At 67.3% G+C, this 15,398-nt stretch carries 18 protein-coding genes; 17 read left to right on the top strand and 1 reads right to left on the bottom strand.

The window, feature by feature from the left end:
• Positions 1-57 precede the first annotated feature (57 nt).
• The 15 genes from trpS to ACSHZY_RS05370 all read left to right on the top strand — a co-directional run bounded on the left by trpS (position 58) and on the right by ACSHZY_RS05370 (position 12,697).
• Positions 58-1,101, top strand: coding sequence for a tryptophan--tRNA ligase (trpS, locus tag ACSHZY_RS05440; RefSeq protein ID WP_435166487.1), 1,044 nt, complete (start codon positions 58-60; stop codon positions 1,099-1,101).
• Positions 1,101-2,159, top strand: a complete 1,059-nt coding sequence (locus tag ACSHZY_RS05435; RefSeq protein ID WP_435166484.1) for a hypothetical protein — start codon at positions 1,101-1,103, stop codon at positions 2,157-2,159. The genes trpS and ACSHZY_RS05435 overlap by 1 nt, the downstream gene beginning before the upstream one ends.
• Before the next feature lie 169 nt (positions 2,160-2,328).
• Positions 2,329-3,183, top strand: a complete 855-nt coding sequence (locus ACSHZY_RS05430) for a branched-chain amino acid aminotransferase (RefSeq protein WP_435166481.1) — start codon at positions 2,329-2,331, stop codon at positions 3,181-3,183.
• A 51-nt stretch (positions 3,184-3,234) separates the two neighbouring features.
• Positions 3,235-3,690, top strand: coding sequence for a universal stress protein (locus ACSHZY_RS05425; RefSeq protein WP_435166478.1), 456 nt, complete (start codon positions 3,235-3,237; stop codon positions 3,688-3,690).
• Positions 3,691-3,743: 53 nt separating this feature from the next.
• On the top strand, positions 3,744-4,004 hold the full coding sequence (locus ACSHZY_RS05420) for a hypothetical protein (RefSeq protein ID WP_435166475.1): 261 nt from the start codon (positions 3,744-3,746) through the stop codon (positions 4,002-4,004).
• Between the two features lie 66 nt (positions 4,005-4,070).
• Complete coding sequence (locus tag ACSHZY_RS05415) at positions 4,071-4,631, top strand: NifU family protein (RefSeq protein ID WP_435166473.1); 561 nt, start codon at positions 4,071-4,073, stop codon at positions 4,629-4,631.
• Entirely contained in the window at positions 4,621-5,199 is a 579-nt protein-coding gene (gene tsaB / locus ACSHZY_RS05410; protein WP_435166471.1) for a tRNA (adenosine(37)-N6)-threonylcarbamoyltransferase complex dimerization subunit type 1 TsaB, read from the top strand. Before ACSHZY_RS05415 ends, tsaB begins: the two co-directional genes overlap by 11 nt.
• Entirely contained in the window at positions 5,189-5,578 is a 390-nt protein-coding gene (locus tag ACSHZY_RS05405) for a GNAT family N-acetyltransferase (RefSeq protein WP_435166469.1), read from the top strand. Before tsaB ends, ACSHZY_RS05405 begins: the two co-directional genes overlap by 11 nt.
• A 42-nt stretch (positions 5,579-5,620) precedes the next feature.
• Positions 5,621-6,610, top strand: a complete 990-nt coding sequence (locus tag ACSHZY_RS05400; protein ID WP_435166466.1) for a BMP family lipoprotein — start codon at positions 5,621-5,623, stop codon at positions 6,608-6,610.
• Positions 6,610-8,145, top strand: a complete 1,536-nt coding sequence (locus tag ACSHZY_RS05395) for an ABC transporter ATP-binding protein (protein WP_435166464.1) — start codon at positions 6,610-6,612, stop codon at positions 8,143-8,145. The genes ACSHZY_RS05400 and ACSHZY_RS05395 overlap by 1 nt, the downstream gene beginning before the upstream one ends.
• Complete coding sequence (locus ACSHZY_RS05390) at positions 8,145-9,224, top strand: ABC transporter permease (protein WP_435166461.1); 1,080 nt, start codon at positions 8,145-8,147, stop codon at positions 9,222-9,224. Before ACSHZY_RS05395 ends, ACSHZY_RS05390 begins: the two co-directional genes overlap by 1 nt.
• On the top strand, positions 9,224-10,174 hold the full coding sequence (locus ACSHZY_RS05385; protein WP_435166458.1) for an ABC transporter permease: 951 nt from the start codon (positions 9,224-9,226) through the stop codon (positions 10,172-10,174). The genes ACSHZY_RS05390 and ACSHZY_RS05385 overlap by 1 nt, the downstream gene beginning before the upstream one ends.
• 1 nt (position 10,175) lies before the next feature.
• On the top strand, positions 10,176-10,976 hold the full coding sequence (locus tag ACSHZY_RS05380) for a purine-nucleoside phosphorylase (RefSeq protein WP_435166455.1): 801 nt from the start codon (positions 10,176-10,178) through the stop codon (positions 10,974-10,976).
• Positions 10,977-11,021: 45 nt separating this feature from the next.
• Complete coding sequence (locus tag ACSHZY_RS05375; RefSeq protein ID WP_435166453.1) at positions 11,022-11,942, top strand: sulfite exporter TauE/SafE family protein; 921 nt, start codon at positions 11,022-11,024, stop codon at positions 11,940-11,942.
• Positions 11,939-12,697, top strand: a complete 759-nt coding sequence (locus ACSHZY_RS05370) for a TIGR02186 family protein (RefSeq protein ID WP_435166450.1) — start codon at positions 11,939-11,941, stop codon at positions 12,695-12,697. The genes ACSHZY_RS05375 and ACSHZY_RS05370 overlap by 4 nt, the downstream gene beginning before the upstream one ends.
• On the opposite strand, the gene trpA is transcribed toward ACSHZY_RS05370, so the two are convergent.
• Positions 12,694-13,485: a tryptophan synthase subunit alpha gene (trpA, locus tag ACSHZY_RS05365; protein WP_435166447.1), complete on the bottom strand. Its 792-nt coding sequence runs from the start codon at positions 13,483-13,485 to the stop codon at positions 12,694-12,696. The genes ACSHZY_RS05370 and trpA overlap by 4 nt on opposite strands.
• A 119-nt stretch (positions 13,486-13,604) precedes the next feature.
• Here trpA and ychF point away from each other — a divergent pair, with 119 nt between their 5' ends.
• Both ychF and pdeM read left to right on the top strand, forming a co-directional pair.
• On the top strand, positions 13,605-14,702 hold the full coding sequence (gene ychF, locus ACSHZY_RS05360; protein ID WP_435166445.1) for a redox-regulated ATPase YchF: 1,098 nt from the start codon (positions 13,605-13,607) through the stop codon (positions 14,700-14,702).
• 39 nt (positions 14,703-14,741) lie between these two features.
• Positions 14,742-15,398 (top strand): ligase-associated DNA damage response endonuclease PdeM, encoded by a 657-nt coding sequence (gene pdeM, locus ACSHZY_RS05355; protein ID WP_435166442.1) that lies wholly within the window; start codon positions 14,742-14,744, stop codon positions 15,396-15,398.

Below are 15,398 nucleotides of genomic sequence, written 5' to 3'. Positions count from 1 at the left end.
GCCACGGCCCCCAGCGTTAAGCGGAAACCCTGACACATTCCAGACGGAGTTCACATCATGGCCGAGCCGGTCCAAACGCCTCAGGCTTTCCCCACGCGCATCTTCTCGGGCATCCAACCCTCGGGAAGCCTCACGCTGGGCAACTACCTTGGCGCGCTGAAGCGCTTTGCGCAAAAACAGGACGAGGGGATCGAGACGCTGTACTGCGTCGTGGACCTGCACGCGATCACCGTCTGGCAGGACCCCGCGAAGCTGCGCCAGCAGACGCGTGAAGTGGCGGCGGCCTACATCGCCTCGGGCATCGATCCGAAACGCTCGATCCTCTACAACCAAAGCCAGGTCCGCGCGCATGCCGAACTTGCCTGGGTCTTCAACTGCATCGCGCGCATCGGCTGGATGTACCGGATGACGCAGTTCAAGGACAAGGCGGGCGCGAACTCCGAGAACTCCTCGCTGGGGCTCCTGGCCTATCCGTCGCTGATGGCGGCCGACATCCTGGCCTTCAAGGCAACCCATGTGCCGGTGGGCGAGGATCAGAAGCAGCATATCGAGCTGACGCGCGACATCGCGGCGAAGTTCAACCACGACTACAAGGTGAACTTCTTCCCCATCACCGAACCGCTGATCGAAGGGCCGGCGACCAAGGTCATGTCCCTGCGCGACGGCACGAAGAAGATGTCGAAATCCGACCCGTCGGACCAGAGCCGCATCAACCTGACCGACGACGCCGACACCATCGCCAAGAAGATCCGCAAGGCGAAGACGGATGCCGAGCCCCTGCCCGACACCGTGGAGGGGCTGGAGGGACGCCCCGACGCCAAAAGCCTCGTGAACATCTACGCGGCGCTGTCGGACCGGACCACCGCCGACGTGCTGACGGAGTTTGCGGGCGCGCAGTTCGGCACCTTCAAGCCGGCGCTGGCCGATCTGGCGGTGGCCAAGCTTGGCCCCATCACGGCCGAGATGAACCGCCTGATGCAGGAACCGGACGAGATCGACGCCATCCTGGGCCGCGGGGCCGAACGGGCGGACGCTATCTCCTCGCCCATCCTGAACGACGTCTATGACATCGTGGGCCTGATCCGCTCGCGGCAGGTGTGATGCTGCGGCTGGCGGCGCGCGCGGGGCTGACGGCCCTTCTGGCGTGCTCGCTGGTCTTCACCCTCTGGTCGGGGATCCGCATCGCGCGGGACCCTGACCTTCGCCCCTTCACCGACCGCGCGGGGGCCGAGATTTCTGCCGCGATGGACCGCGCCATGGCGGAAGAGGCGACCCCTGCGCGGATCGCGGACCGTCTGGCCGCGCTGCTGGCCGAGGATCCGCGCAACTGGATCGCCATCGACGCCGTGATCACGGTGGCCCAGGAACGGGGCATCCCCGTCGACACCGCGGCGATCGACGCCGCCCGTGCCGTGGATGGCGGGCTGTGGACGCAGATGTCCGATTGCGCCGCCTGCGCCTATGACGCGGCGAACTGCCAGCTGTCGGCAATGCTGCTGTGCCAGGCGCCGGTGGCGCTGACCAGCCTGGGCGACATCGCCGGGCTGACCCGGGGCGGGCTGGCCTACCTGTCGGACGAACCCGTGGATGTGCTGGATGTGGGGCTTTCGGCCGTGGGGCTGGGGGCGACGGCGATGATCCTCGCCTCGGGCGGGACGACGCTGGGGGTGCGCGCGGGCGCGGCGGTGGTGAAGACCGCGCGCCAGATGCGCCTTCTGTCGCCGCCGCTGACCGCGCGCCTGACCCGTGCCGTGCGCGAAGGCGTCGATTGGGCCGCCCTGCCCGCCGTGCGCGGCACCGACGACGTGGCCCGCCTGCTGCGCCCCGCCGCGCTGGAGCCGGTGATCGACGTCGCCCGCAGCGTCAACCGGATGGAGAACACGCTGCCCCCGCTGGAAACGCTGCACCTTCTGCGCCATGTTGACGACGCGACCGAGGCCCGCCGCATCGCCAACGCGTCGGAAGCGCTGGGCGCCCGCACCGTCGGCCGGATGGAGGTGCTGGGCAAGACGCGCTTCCTGCGCGCGACGGTGCGCCTGTCGAACACGGCGCTGGGTCTGGCGGCCGGTTTGTTCGGGCTGATGCTGGCGCTGGCGGGGATGATGGCGCAACTGGGCCAGACGCTGGCCTTGCGCGGCCTGCGGCGGCTGGCGCGCTGAAACCCGTCACAAAACCGCCATCGATTCGGCGCATCCTGTCCGTGGCTGCATCCTGTTCCCCAACAGCCCGCGCCTTCGGGTCCCCCGTCCCCCAGACCTTCGCCCGAAGGCGCCCCCCTTGCCCCCTTTGCCGCGTGATGGTCTAACAACGCCGAAATTGGAGGGCATGATGGCATTTGGCACGCAAATCCGCACATGGTTCGAGGGCTCTTGGCACGAGGGCGACATTCCGGTCATGAGGGCCGCCGATCACGGGTTGTGGCAGGGGTCCAACGTGTTCGACGGCGCCCGGCTGTTCGACGGTGTGACGCCGGATCTGGATCTGCATTGCGCCCGCCTCAACCGCTCGGCCGAGGCGCTGATGATCACGCCCACCATTGACCCGTCCGAGATGGTGGAGATCGTGCGCGAAGGGCTGAAGGGCTATGACACCGCCGTCTACATCCGCCCGATGTACTGGGCCATTGACGGATCGGACCTTGGCGTCGCCCCGGCCGAGGATTCGACCGGTTTCGCCATCAGCCTGGAAGCCGTGCCCCTGCCCCCGGCCGACCGCACCACCACGCTGACGCGCACCCGCTTCCGCCGCCCGGTGCTGGAGGATGCGGTCTGCAACGCCAAGGCCGGCGCCCTGTACCCCAACAATGCGCGCATGCTGGTGGAGGCCAAGCGCAAGGGCTTCGGCAACGCGCTGGTGGGGGACGCGATGGGCAACGTCGCCGAAACCGCCACGGCCAACGTGTTCATGGTGAAGGACGGCGTCGTCTTCACCCCCATCGCCAACGGCACCTTCCTGTCGGGCATCACCCGCGCGCGCCACATCGCCAACCTGCGCGCCGACGGGGTGGAGGTGCGGGAAACCGTGCTGACCTTCGACGACTTCCACGCCGCGGACGAGGTGTTCCTGTCGGGCAACTTCTCCAAGGTGCAGGCGGTGACGCGGTTCGACGACACCGAATACGCCCACGGCCCCGTCACCAAGCGGGTGCGCGATCTCTACATGGACTTTGCCCATTCGCGCTGAACGCTTGCATTTCGGGGCCATGCGCCCATCATCGACCAAGGGGGACGGATCATGCGGAAATTCCTTGTCGTGCTGGATGACAGCCGCGAATGCCTGAACGCCATGCGCTACGCGGCCTATCGCGCCGCCCATACCGGGGGCGGCGTGGTGATCCTGGCCGTGATCGAGCAGGAGGACATGCAGCATTTCATGGGCGTGGCCGACGTCATGCGGACCGAGGCGCGCGAGCGGATCGAGGCGCATTACGAGGTCTTCGCCAAGTGGATGCGCGACCGGCAGGGCGTCCATCCCTCGCTCGTGGTACGCGAAGGCGACACGGGGCAGGAGATCCTGAAGCTGGTGGAGGAAGACCCCACCATCGGCATCCTCGTCCTTGGGGCCAGCGTGGAAAAGGGCGGCCCCGGTCCGCTCGTGACACAAATGACGCGCAACGCGGGCACGCTGCCGATTCCAGTCACAGTGGTGCCGGGCGACCTGTCCAAGGAACGGCTGGAAGCGATCACCTGACGGGAACTTCCCGCCGCACCTGTGGTTTCCCCTGCCGGAAACCGGAGGAAACCATGTCCGAATCGCACAAGACACAGGACCACGACACGATCCGCGGATGGGCCGAGGCCCGCGACGGCCATCCGGCCAAGATCGAAACCAAGGGCAAGGGCGGCATCCTGCGCATCGATTTCGGGGAACCGGAAGACAACCTCACCCCGATCGAGTGGGAGGAGTTCTTCCAGATCTTCGACGACAGCGGCCTGACCTTCCTGTATCAGGACAAGGTGGCGGATGGCGGGACCAGCCGCTTCAACAAGTTCGTGGCCGATTAGAATCGTTCCAAAACTTGACAGGGGCGGCCTTCGGGCGCATATCGGAGCCAACCTTGGAGGCTGCCCATGTTCATCCAGACCGAACCCACCCCGAACCCCACCACCCTGAAATTCCTGCCGGGCCGTCAGGTGCTGGACATCGGCACCGCCGATTTCCCGACCGAGGCGGCCGCCACCTCCTCCCCCTTGGCAAAGCGCATCTTTGCCGTGGGCGGCGTGGCCGGCGTCTTCTTCGGCCACGACTTCATCACGGTGACCAAGGCCGATGGCCGCGAATGGGACCATGTGAAGCCCGCCGTTCTGGGCGCCATCATGGAGCATTTCCAGTCCGGCGAACCCGTCATCGCCGGTGAGCGCACGGCCTCCGCCCATGCCGAGCACAATGGCGAGGATGGCGCCATCGTGGAGCAGATCAAGGAACTGCTGGACACCCGCGTCCGCCCCGCCGTGGCGCAGGACGGTGGTGACATCACCTTCCACGGTTTCGACCGCGGCATCGTGTATCTGCACATGCAGGGCGCCTGCGCTGGCTGCCCCTCCTCGACCCTGACGCTGAAAATGGGGATCGAGAACCTGCTGCGCCACTACATCCCCGAGGTGCTGGAGGTGCGTCCGGTTGCGGCCTGACGCGCTGATCCTCGCGTTCGACACATCGGCCGCGCATTGCGCGGCCGCTTTGCTGCAAGGCGACACGGTTCTGGCGCAGGCCGAGGAACTGATGGCCAAGGGCCAGGCCGAACGCCTGATCCCCCTGCTGGAGGAGGTGCTGGCCCAAGGCGGCAGACGCTGGTCGGATCTGGACGCGCTGGCCGTGGGCACCGGCCCCGGCAACTTCACCGGCGTCCGCATTGCCGTGGCCGCCGCCCGTGGGCTGGCACTGGGGCTGGACATCCCCGCCCTTGGCGTCACCACGCTGGAAGCGCGGGCCCATGGCCTGCCCAGACCGCTGGTCGTGGCCGAAGATGCAAGACGCGGGGCGTTCTATGTCCAGACCTTCGGCCCCGACACTGCGGCTTGCTTAAGCGAGACGATCCCCGAGGGTCCGCAGCATCCGCCCTTGTTTCCGCTGGCCGAAGCCATTGCCCGCGTCGCCGCCAAGTGCGCGCCCGAGGGGCCCCCTTCCCCCTTCTACCTGCGGGGCGCCGACGCCGCGCCCCCTTCGGATCCGCCGCCGGTGATTCTGGATGTGGACTGATCTGGCCGCCATCCACGCGGCCTCCTTCACCAACCCCGCCCCTTGGTCGGCCCGCGACCTGCAATCGGCTGCGGAAAGCCCCGGCGCCTTCCTGCTGTGCGAGGATCAGGCCTTCCTGATCGGCCGCGCCATCGCCGGAGAGGCGGAGCTTCTGACCCTTGCCACCCATCCCGACGCGCGCCGCCGGGGGATCGGCGCGCGGCTGGTCGCTGGCTTTCTTGCGCGCGCCGCCGAAACTGCCGACACGGCTTTCCTGGAAGTGGCTGCTGACAACGCCGGCGCGATCCGTCTTTACACCGCGCACGGCTTCGGCAAGGCAGGCCTGCGTCGCCGCTATTATGGGCCGGTGGATGCGCTCGTGATGCGTTGCCCTCTCTAGTCAGTCGCTTATACTGGGCACAATCAACATGGAGGCCGCCCCGTGACTTTGAAAGCCGTTCTTGGCGCAACCGCGCTTGCCCTCACCGCCACCTCGGCCATGGCCGATCCGGCCCTGATCTTCGATCTGGGCGGCAAGTTCGACAAGTCCTTCAACGAGGCGGCCTATAACGGCGCGCAGCGCTGGTCCGAGGACACCGGCGGCAAGTACCGCGAGATCGAGATGCAGTCCGAAGCCCAGCGCGAACAGGCGCTGCGGCGGCTGGCGCAGTCGGGGTCGAACCCGATCGTCATGACCGGCTTCTCCTTCTCGGACGTGCTGGAACAGGTGGCGGCAGATTACCCGGACACGAAGTTCGTCATCATCGACTCGGTCGTGGAAGCGCCCAACGTCCGTTCGGTCGTCTTCTCCGAGGAAGAAGGCTCCTACCTCGCGGGGATCATGGCGGGCATGGCGTCCAAGACGGGCACGGTCGGCTTCATCGGCGGCATGGACATCCCGCTGATCCGCAAGTTCGGCTGCGGCTATGCCCAGGGGGTCGTCGCGGCGAACCCGCAGGCCAAGGTGCTGGTCAGCTGGACGGGATCGACCCCCGCGGCCTGGAACGACCCGGTGCGCGGCGGCGAACTGGCCCGCGCCCAGATCGGCCAAGGCGCGGACGTGATCTATCACGGCGCGGGCGGCACGGGCATCGGCATCCTGCAGGCGGCCGCCGATGAAAACATCCTGTCCATCGGCGTCGACAGCAACCAGAACATGCTGCACCCGGGGCAGGTCCTGACCTCCATGGTGAAAAGCGTGGACGTGGCCGTGCAGGACGCCTTCACCCAGGGTGCGGAGATGGAAGGCGGCACGGTCACGCTGGGCCTGGCCGAAAAGGGCGTCGTCGTCGCCATGGACGAAAACAACGCAAAGCTGGTCACGCCCGAAATGAAGGCCGCGGTGGACGATGCGACGCAGAAGATCATCGCCGGTGAAACCGCGGTTCACGACTACATGACCGATGACACCTGCCCGGTTGCCGGCTTCTGATGATCCAAGGCCCGAACACGGCCCCTGCGATCGAGCTGCGGGGCATCTCCAAGGCCTTCGGGCCGGTGCAGGCGAACAAGGACATCTCCATCCGTGTCGCCAAGGGATCGATCCACGGGATCATCGGTGAAAACGGGGCCGGGAAGTCGACGCTGATGTCGATCCTTTACGGCTTCTACCGGGCCGATTCGGGCGAAATCCTGGTGGATGGGCGCGAAACGCCCATCCCCGACAGCCAGTCCGCGATCCGCGCGGGCATCGGCATGGTGTTCCAGCACTTCAAGCTGGTGCAGAACTTCACGGTTCTGGAAAATGTCATCCTCGGGGCCGAGGATGGGGGGCTTCTGCGCCCTTCGCTGGCCAAGGCGCGCAAGGAACTGGCGCGCCTGTCGAAGGATTACGGGCTGGAAGTGAATCCCGACGCCCGGATCGAGGATCTGTCCGTCGGCTACCAGCAGCGGGTGGAGATCCTGAAGGCGCTGTACCGTCAGGCCGACATCCTGATCCTGGACGAACCCACGGGCGTGCTGACCCCGGCCGAGGCCGATCACCTGTTCCGCATCCTGCGCGGGCTGCGCGATCAGGGCAAGACCGTCATCCTGATCACCCACAAGCTGCGCGAGATCATGGAGATCACCGACACCGTATCCGTCATGCGGCGCGGAGAGATGGTGGCCACCGTTACCACGCGCAACACCTCCCCGGCGGAGCTGGCGGAACTGATGGTCGGTCGCAAGGTTCTGCTGCGCGTCGAAAAGCGCCCCGCCACCCCCGGAGAGGTGGTGCTGGAGGTCGAGGATCTGCGTGTCACGCAGGACGGGGTGGAGCGGTTGAAGGGCGTGTCCCTGACCCTGCGGCGGGGCGAGATCCTGGGCATCGCGGGCGTCGCCGGTAACGGCCAGTCCGAGCTGATGGAAGTGCTGGCTGGCATCGCGACCGCCAAGGGTCAGGTGCGCCTTCTGGGCCGCCACCTGAACCTGACCGGGCACGAGGACGGTCAGGACCGCCGCCGCGCCGGTGTGGGCCACGTCCCCGAGGACCGGCATCACCTTGGCTGCATCATGGACTTCCCGGCTTGGGAAAACGTCGCCTTCGGCTATCACCGCGAAGACGACTACCGTCGCGGCGCCTTTACCGACCAAGCGGCGCTGAAGGCGGACACGGCGGCCAAGATGCAGCGCTTCGACGTGCGCCCTCCCCTGCCGAACCTCGCGATCAAGCATTTCTCGGGCGGGAACCAGCAAAAGATCATCGTGGCGCGCGAGATCGAGCGAAACCCCGACCTTCTTCTGATCGGCCAGCCCACCCGCGGCGTGGACATCGGCGCGATCGAGTTCATTCACAAGCAGATCGTCGCCCTGCGCGATCAGGGCAAGGCGATCCTTCTGGTGTCCGTGGAACTGGACGAGGTGATGTCCCTGTCCGACCGCGTGGCCGTGATGTTCGACGGCCGCATCATGGGCACGCGCGACGCCGCCACCACCAACGAACGCGAGCTTGGCCTTCTGATGGCCGGCGTGACGGAGACCGCCTGATGCGACAGATCCCCCGCTGGGCCGATGTGGTGCTGGTGCCGCTGATCTCCTTGCTGCTGGCCGCGATCTGCGCGACGCTGGTGATCCTGGCCATCGGGCAGGACCCCTGGGAAGCAATCACGACCATGGTGACGGGCGCCCTCGGCTCCGCCTATGGATGGGGCTACACGCTGTACTACGCGACCAGCTTCATCTTCACCGGGCTGGCCGTGACGATGGCCTTTCATGCCGGCCTGTTCAACATCGGCGGCGAAGGGCAGGCCCAACTGGGCGGCCTTGGCATCGCCATGGCCCTGCTGTTCATCCCGTGGCCACACTGGACGGTGGCGCTTCTGGCGGCCATCGTGGCCTCGGCCGCGTTCGGGGCGCTTTGGGGGGCGATCCCCGGCTGGCTTCAGGCGAAGCGCGGCAGCCACATCGTCATCACGACGATCATGTTCAACTACATCGCCTATGCGCTGATCGTGTGGATGCTGGTCGACGTGCTGCGCCCCGCGGGTCAGGCCGAACCCGCCACGGCACGCTTCAACGTGGGCATCCCCGCGCTGTCGGACATTCCGGGCCTGAACCTCGTCTTCACCGACGCGGTGCCGGCCAACATCTCGCTCTTCCTCGCGTTGATCGCCTGCGTGGGCGTCTGGGCCCTGCTGTGGCGCACCCCCTTGGGGTACGAGATCCGCGCCTTCGGCAAGTCCGAGCCCGCGGCCCGCTATGCCGGCATCCGCCCGGTGCGCACCGTGATGATCGCGATGGCGCTGTCGGGCGCGTTGGCGGGCATGATGTCGATCAACAACGTCATGGGCGAAAGCGGGCGGCTGTTGCAGAACTCCTCCGAAGGGGCGGGTTTCATCGGGATCGCGGTGGCGCTGATGGGCCGCAACCACCCGTTCGGCGTGGTGCTGTCAGCGCTCTTGTTCGGTTTCCTGTATCAGGGCGGGGCGGAGCTTGGGCTTTGGACCTCCATCCCCATCGACCTGCGGGTGGTGGTGCAGGGTCTGGTGATCCTGTTCACGGGCGCGCTGGATCACATGGTGCGCATGATGCTGGGCGTGTTCTTCCGCCCGCGAAAGGTGGCGTGATGGATTACGCAACGCTTCTGCAGATCCTTGATTCCACGGTCCGTCTGGCCGTGCCCCTGCTGCTGGCCTGTCTGGCGGGCCTGTGGTCCGAACGCGCGGGCGTGTTCGACATCGGGCTGGAAGGGAAGATGCTGGTCGCGGCCTTCGCTTCCGGCGCCGTGGCCTTCCTGACGGGCTCGGCTTGGGCGGGCCTTCTGGCGGGCGTCGGGGCGGCGCTGGTCTGGGCGGTGCTGCACGGCCTTGCGGCCATCACCTTCCGCGGCAACCAGCTGATCTCGGGCGTGGCGCTGAACTTCCTCGCGTCGGGCATCACGGTTCTGGTGGCGCAGGCGACGTTCCAGCAGGGCGGGCGCACCCCGGCCTTGTCGGGCGAGGCGCGGTTCACCGAACTGACCCTGCCCTTGGCCGACACGCTCCGCGACATGCCCGTGATCGGGCCGCTTTACGCGGACGTGATCTCGGGCCATCCGATCCTGACCTATGTCGCGCTGCTGGCCGTGCCGCTGACCTGGTGGGTGCTGTACCGCACCCGCTTCGGCCTGCGCCTTCGGGCCGTGGGGGAGAACCCGGCGGCGGTGGACACGGCCGGCGTGTCCGTGGCGCGGATGCGGTTTTCGGGCGTGCTGATCACGGGCGTGCTGTGCGGCATCGCCGGGGCCTATCTGGCCACCGCCCTGCAAGCCGGCTTCGGGAGAGAGATGACCGCGGGTCGCGGCTATATCGCGCTGGCAGCACTGATTTTTGCCAAATGGCGGCCCTGGGGCGCGCTGTGGGCCACGCTGCTCTTTGGCTTCTTCCAGGCCATCGCCCTGCGGCCCGACGTGGTGCCGATCCCCGTCCCGGCGCTGGAGGCCCTGCCCTACGTCCTGACCGTCCTTGTTCTGGCCGGTTTCGTCGGAAAGGCCATCCCGCCCCGCGCCGGTGGCGAACCCTATGTGAAGGAACGCTGAGATGACGGCCGACACCATCGCCACCTATATCCGCGCCAAGGCGGGCCACGATCCGGTGCGGGTCGGGCTTGTCCTCGGCTCCGGCCTTGGTCATCTGGCCGATGCGGTGGAGGGTGTGGCCATCCCTTATGCGGATCTGGGCGGATTTCCCCGTGCGGGCGTGTCGGGCCACAATCCGAACCTGATGATCGGCGATCTGGAAGGCGTGCGCGTGGCCGTCTTCGGCGGGCGGGCGCATTACTATGAACAGGGCAATCCGGCGGCGATGCGCGGACCGCTGGAGGTGTTGCGCGCCCTTGGGGCCGACCGGCTGATCCTGACCAACGCCGCCGGATCCCTACGAGAGGATCTGCGCCCCGGCGATCTGATGCTGCTGTCGGATCACATCGCCTTCAGCGGCATGAACCCCCTGATCGGGGAGTCGTCGGACGCCCGCTTCGTCCCCATGACCGACGCGCATGACGCCGACCTTCGGGCGCGGCTGAAGGCCGCCGCGCAGGCGGTGGGCGAGCCGCTGGCCGAAGGCGTCTATGGCTGGTTCTCCGGCCCCTCCTTCGAAACCCCGGCCGAGATCCGGATGGCGAAGGTGCTGGGCATGGACGCCGTCGGCATGTCGACCGTGCCCGAGATCATCCTGGCCCGCTTCCTTGGTCTGCGGGTGGCGGCCATCTCCACCATCACCAACATGGGCGCCGGCCTGTCCGACGAACAGCTGAGCCATGAGCATACGAAGACCATGGCCCCCCTTGGCGCGGCAAAGCTGGAACGCATCCTGAGGGAGACGCTGCGCCGGCTCCGATGAGGCCTGCCTGACGGAACGGCCCCCTTCCCCAGCCACGGTGCTGACATGCAGATCTATCTTCCCATCGCGGAGCTTTCGGTCAACGCCTTCGTCCTTCTGGGGCTGGGGGGCATCGTCGGCTTCATGTCCGGGATGTTCGGCGTGGGGGGCGGGTTCCTGATCACGCCGCTTCTGTTCTTCATCGGCATTCCGCCGGCCGTGGCCGTGGCAACCGGGGCGAACCAGGTGGTTGCCTCCTCCGTCTCGGGCGTGCTGGCGCAGTTGAAGCGGAAGGCGGTGGATTTCCGCATGGGGCTGGTGCTTCAGGCGGGGGGGCTGGTCGGGTCCGCCCTCGGGATCTGGCTGTTCGCCCGGCTGTCGGCCTTGGGGCAGATCGATCTGGTCGTCCAACTCTCCTACGTGCTGTTCCTCGGCGTGATCGGGGCGATGATGCTGCAGGAAAGCGTCCGCTCCCTCCGCCGCGCCCGCAGGGACAGCGCCCCCGTCCGGCGCGCGCACAGCCACAGCTGGGGGCACCGCCTGCCCCTGAAGATGAAGTTCCGGGCCTCGGGCCTCTACATCTCGGTCCTGCCGCCGCTGATGATCGGGGCGGCGGTGGGGCTTCTGTCGGCCATCATGGGCGTGGGCGGCGGGTTCATCATGGTGCCCGCGATGATCTACCTTCTGGGGATGCCGACCAAGGTCGTGATCGGCACCTCGCTGTTCCAGGTCATCTTCGTGTCCGCCTTCACGACGCTTCTGCACGCGATGACCAGCGGCACCGTGGACATCATGCTGGCGCTGCTGCTGATCATCGGAAGCGTGATCGGCGCGCAGTTCGGCGCCCGCGTGGGGGTGAAGCTGCGGGCCGAACAGCTGCGCATGCTGCTGGCGCTGCTGGTGCTGGCCGTCAGCCTGAAGGTCGGGGCCGAACTCGTCTTCCAACCTCGGGAGCTTTTTTCCCTCACCCGGGAGGCGGTGGAATGATGCGCGCGTTTCTGATCCTTCTTGCACTGGCCCTGCCCGTCTCGGCGCAAGAGGAAAGCATCGTGGCCGGCCTGTCCCAAAGCTCGGTCAGCATCACGACGAACTATGTAGGATCGGAGATTTTGATCTTCGGCGCGGTGAAACGCGACGCCCCGCGCCCGCAAGGCGCACTGGAGGTGATCGTCGCGGTCGAAGGCCCGCACACCCCGGTCGTGGTGCGCAAGAAGGAACGGACGGCGGGCATCTGGATCAACGCCGACGCCGTGCGCGTGGACAGTGCGCCCAGCTTCTATGCCGTGGCGACCACGGGGCCGCTGGACCGCATCCTGAACCAGACCGACGATCTGCGCCACCGGATCACGATCCGGCAGGCCATCCGCTCCGTCGGCATCAGCGCCGAGACAGGGGAGCCGCAGGCCTTCACCGACGCGCTTCTGCGCATCCGCGAAGCGTCCGGCCGCTACCGCATCAACGAAGGGTCGATCTGGATGGACCAGCAGACGCTGTTCCGCGCCGACGTGGCCCTGCCGGCCGACCTGACGGAAGGGCAGTACCGCGTCCGCATCTTCCTGACCCGGGACGGCCACGTGATCGACATGCTGGAACGCAACATCGGCGTGCGCAAGGCAGGGCTGGAGCGGTTCCTTTACACCCTGTCGCGCGAACAGTCGGCGCTTTACGGCCTTCTGTCGCTGGCCATGGCCGTGCTGGCCGGCTGGGGTGCGTCGGTCATTTTCCAGCGCCTGCGCCGTTAGGCGCGGTGCGCGCCGCCCGCAAGGTCGGCGATGCGGGCCAGCACCTCGTCCACCGGGCGCCCTTCGCCCACCAGCTTCACGATGGCCGACCCCACCACGCATCCATCGGCGATGGAGGCGATGCCCTCCGCCGCCTCGGCCGTGGTGATGCCGAAGCCGACGATCACCGGCAGGTCCGTCGCCGCCTTGATCCGCGCCACTTCCGGCGCGACGTCCGAGGGCTGGGGCGCGGCCGCCCCCGTGATCCCGTTGATCGACACGTAATACACGAAGCCCGAGGTGTTCTGCAGCACGCGCGGCAGGCGCGCCGCATCGGTGGTGGGCGTCGCCAGACGGATGAAGTTCAGCCCTGCCGCCTGCGCGGGCAGGCACAACTCGTCATCCTCCTCGGGCGGAAGGTCGACCACGATCAAGCCGTCGATGCCCGCGGCCTTGGCTTTTTCCAGAAAGCGGCCCACGCCGCAGGAATAGATCGGGTTGTAATAGCCCATCAGCACGATCGGGGTGGTGGTATCGCCTTCGCGGAAGCGGCGCGCGATCTCCAGCGTGCCGTCCAGGGTCTGCCCGCCTTCCAGCGCGCGTTGCCCCGCCTGCTGGATGGTGGCGCCATCGGCCATGGGGTCGGTGAAGGGCATGCCCAGCTCGATCACGTCCACCCCGGCAGCGGGCATGCCGCGCATGACGGCCAGCGTCGTGTCCGCATCGGGGTCGCCCGCCATCAGATAGGCGACGAAGGCCTTCTTGTTCTGGTCCTTCAGGGCGGCGAACTTGGCGTCGATCCGGGTCATGGCACTCTCTCCTGCTGTGCCTTTCTGGTAGGGAAAAGCGGGCGGCGGTGCAATGGCCGTGCTTGCGCGGGGACCGGATGCAGCCTATTTGGGGCGCGACGCCAGCAAGGGGAATGATGATGGGCTTTCGCATGGGTATCGTGGGCTTGCCGAACGTGGGCAAATCCACCCTCTTCAACGCGCTGACCCGTACGGCGGCGGCGCAGGCGGCCAACTTCCCCTTCTGCACGATCGAACCGAACGTGGGCGAGGTGGCGGTGCCGGACGCGCGGCTGGACAAGCTGGCGGCGATCGCCGGGTCGAAGCAGATCATCCCGACGCGGATGACCTTCGTGGACATCGCGGGCCTCGTGCGCGGCGCCTCGAAGGGCGAGGGCTTGGGGAACCAGTTCCTGGCCAACATCCGCGAATGCGACGCCATCGCCCACGTGCTGCGCTGCTTCGAGGACGGGGACATCACCCATGTCGAAGGCCGCATAGACCCCGTCGCCGACGCCGAGACGATCGAGACCGAGCTGATGCTGGCCGACATGGAGTCGATCGAGCGTCGTTTGGCCAACCTCGCCCGCAAGCTGAAGGGCGGCGACAAGGACGCGCTGGATCAGGACCGCCTGCTGCGCGCCGCGCAGGCCGCGCTGAACGACGGCAAGCCCGCCCGTACCGTGCAGGTGGCCGAGGATGACGAGAAGCAGTGGCGGATGCTGCAATTGCTGACCTCCAAACCCATCCTTTACGTCTGCAACGTGGAGGAATCGGCGGCCGCCGAGGGCAACAGCCAGTCCGCGCGCGTGGCCGCCATGGCCGCGGCGCAGGGCGCGGGCACCGTCGTCATCTCCGCCCGGATCGAGGAGGAGATCAGCCAGCTCGACGCCGATGAAGCCGAGATGTTCCTGGGCGAAATGGGTCTGGAGGAGGCCGGCTTGGATCGTCTGATCCGCGCGGGCTACCAGCTTCTGGGCCTGCAAACCTATTTCACCGTCGGCCCGAAAGAGGCACGCGCCTGGACAATCCACAAGGGCATGCTGGCCCCGCAGGCCGCCGGCGTGATCCATGGCGATTTTGAAAAAGGCTTCATCCGCGCCGAAACCGTGGCCTATGACGACTACATCGCCGGCAAGGGAGAGGCTGGCGCGAAAGAAGCGGGCAAGTTCCGCGTCGAAGGCAAAAGCTACGAGGTGAAGGACGGCGACGTGCTTCACTTCCTGTTCAACGGCTGACCCCTTGCGCCGGGCGCGCGGATGGGGGAAGCACGAAGCATGAACACCTGTGCTTTCACCCTCGGTTCCGCGCGCCTGCACGCCATGGGCTCCGGCGCGCTGCACTGGCCCGACCAGGACCTGCTGCTGGTGTCCGACCTGCATTTTGGCAAGTCCGAACGCATGGCCCGCCGCGGCGGCGCCCTGCTGCCCCCTTATGAAACGCGCGACACGCTGACCCGGCTGGAGGCCGACCTTCAGGCCACCCAGGCTGCGCGGGTCATATGCCTGGGCGACAGCTTCGACGATGCCGAGGCGTCGCTGGGCGAGGCCGAACTGGACTGGCTGGCCCGCCTGATGGCCGGGCGCGACTGGACCTGGATCGCCGGCAACCATGATCCGGTCCCGATGGCCGTCGGCGGCGGGCATCGGGAGGAGCTTCAGGTCGGGCCTCTGACGCTTCGGCACATCGCCTTGGGGTCGGGCCATGAACTGTCTGGACATTACCATCCAAAGGCCAGTCTGGCGGGCGTCACGCGGCCTTGCTTCCTTGTGGATCGCCGACACGCCATCCTTCCCGCCTATGGCACCTATACCGGGGGGATGTGGTGCCATGACACGGTGCTGGCCGGACAGATGGGCGAAGGGGCCTGCGTCATCCTGACCGGCCCCCGTCCATTGGCGGTCCCGCTGCACCGGACGGCGCGGCGGGCATAG

This window comes from Falsirhodobacter sp. 1013 (assembly GCF_051195255.1).
In the GTDB taxonomy this organism is placed as follows: domain Bacteria; phylum Pseudomonadota; class Alphaproteobacteria; order Rhodobacterales; family Rhodobacteraceae; genus Falsirhodobacter.
The sequence above is the reverse complement of the archived record's forward strand: the minus strand, read 5'-3'. Positions and strand labels throughout refer to the sequence as shown.

Bases quoted from the DNA above. Each gene is read 5' to 3' on its own strand.
- ACSHZY_RS05385 (WP_435166458.1), top strand. From the start codon at position 9,224: ATGGATTACGCAACGCTTCTGCAGATCCTTGATTCCACGGTCCGTCTG.
- trpS (WP_435166487.1), top strand. From the start codon at position 58: ATGGCCGAGCCGGTCCAAACGCCTCAGGCTTTCCCCACGCGCATCTTC.
- trpA (WP_435166447.1), bottom strand. From the start codon at position 13,485: ATGACCCGGATCGACGCCAAGTTCGCCGCCCTGAAGGACCAGAACAAG.
- pdeM (WP_435166442.1), top strand. From the start codon at position 14,742: ATGAACACCTGTGCTTTCACCCTCGGTTCCGCGCGCCTGCACGCCATG.
- ACSHZY_RS05405 (WP_435166469.1), top strand. From the start codon at position 5,189: ATGTGGACTGATCTGGCCGCCATCCACGCGGCCTCCTTCACCAACCCC.
- ACSHZY_RS05420 (WP_435166475.1), top strand. From the start codon at position 3,744: ATGTCCGAATCGCACAAGACACAGGACCACGACACGATCCGCGGATGG.
- ychF (WP_435166445.1), top strand. From the start codon at position 13,605: ATGGGCTTTCGCATGGGTATCGTGGGCTTGCCGAACGTGGGCAAATCC.
- ACSHZY_RS05430 (WP_435166481.1), top strand. From the start codon at position 2,329: ATGGCATTTGGCACGCAAATCCGCACATGGTTCGAGGGCTCTTGGCAC.
- ACSHZY_RS05375 (WP_435166453.1), top strand. From the start codon at position 11,022: ATGCAGATCTATCTTCCCATCGCGGAGCTTTCGGTCAACGCCTTCGTC.
- ACSHZY_RS05435 (WP_435166484.1), top strand. From the start codon at position 1,101: ATGCTGCGGCTGGCGGCGCGCGCGGGGCTGACGGCCCTTCTGGCGTGC.
- ACSHZY_RS05380 (WP_435166455.1), top strand. From the start codon at position 10,176: ATGACGGCCGACACCATCGCCACCTATATCCGCGCCAAGGCGGGCCAC.
- ACSHZY_RS05425 (WP_435166478.1), top strand. From the start codon at position 3,235: ATGCGGAAATTCCTTGTCGTGCTGGATGACAGCCGCGAATGCCTGAAC.
- ACSHZY_RS05395 (WP_435166464.1), top strand. From the start codon at position 6,610: ATGATCCAAGGCCCGAACACGGCCCCTGCGATCGAGCTGCGGGGCATC.
- ACSHZY_RS05415 (WP_435166473.1), top strand. From the start codon at position 4,071: ATGTTCATCCAGACCGAACCCACCCCGAACCCCACCACCCTGAAATTC.
- ACSHZY_RS05370 (WP_435166450.1), top strand. From the start codon at position 11,939: ATGATGCGCGCGTTTCTGATCCTTCTTGCACTGGCCCTGCCCGTCTCG.
- ACSHZY_RS05390 (WP_435166461.1), top strand. From the start codon at position 8,145: ATGCGACAGATCCCCCGCTGGGCCGATGTGGTGCTGGTGCCGCTGATC.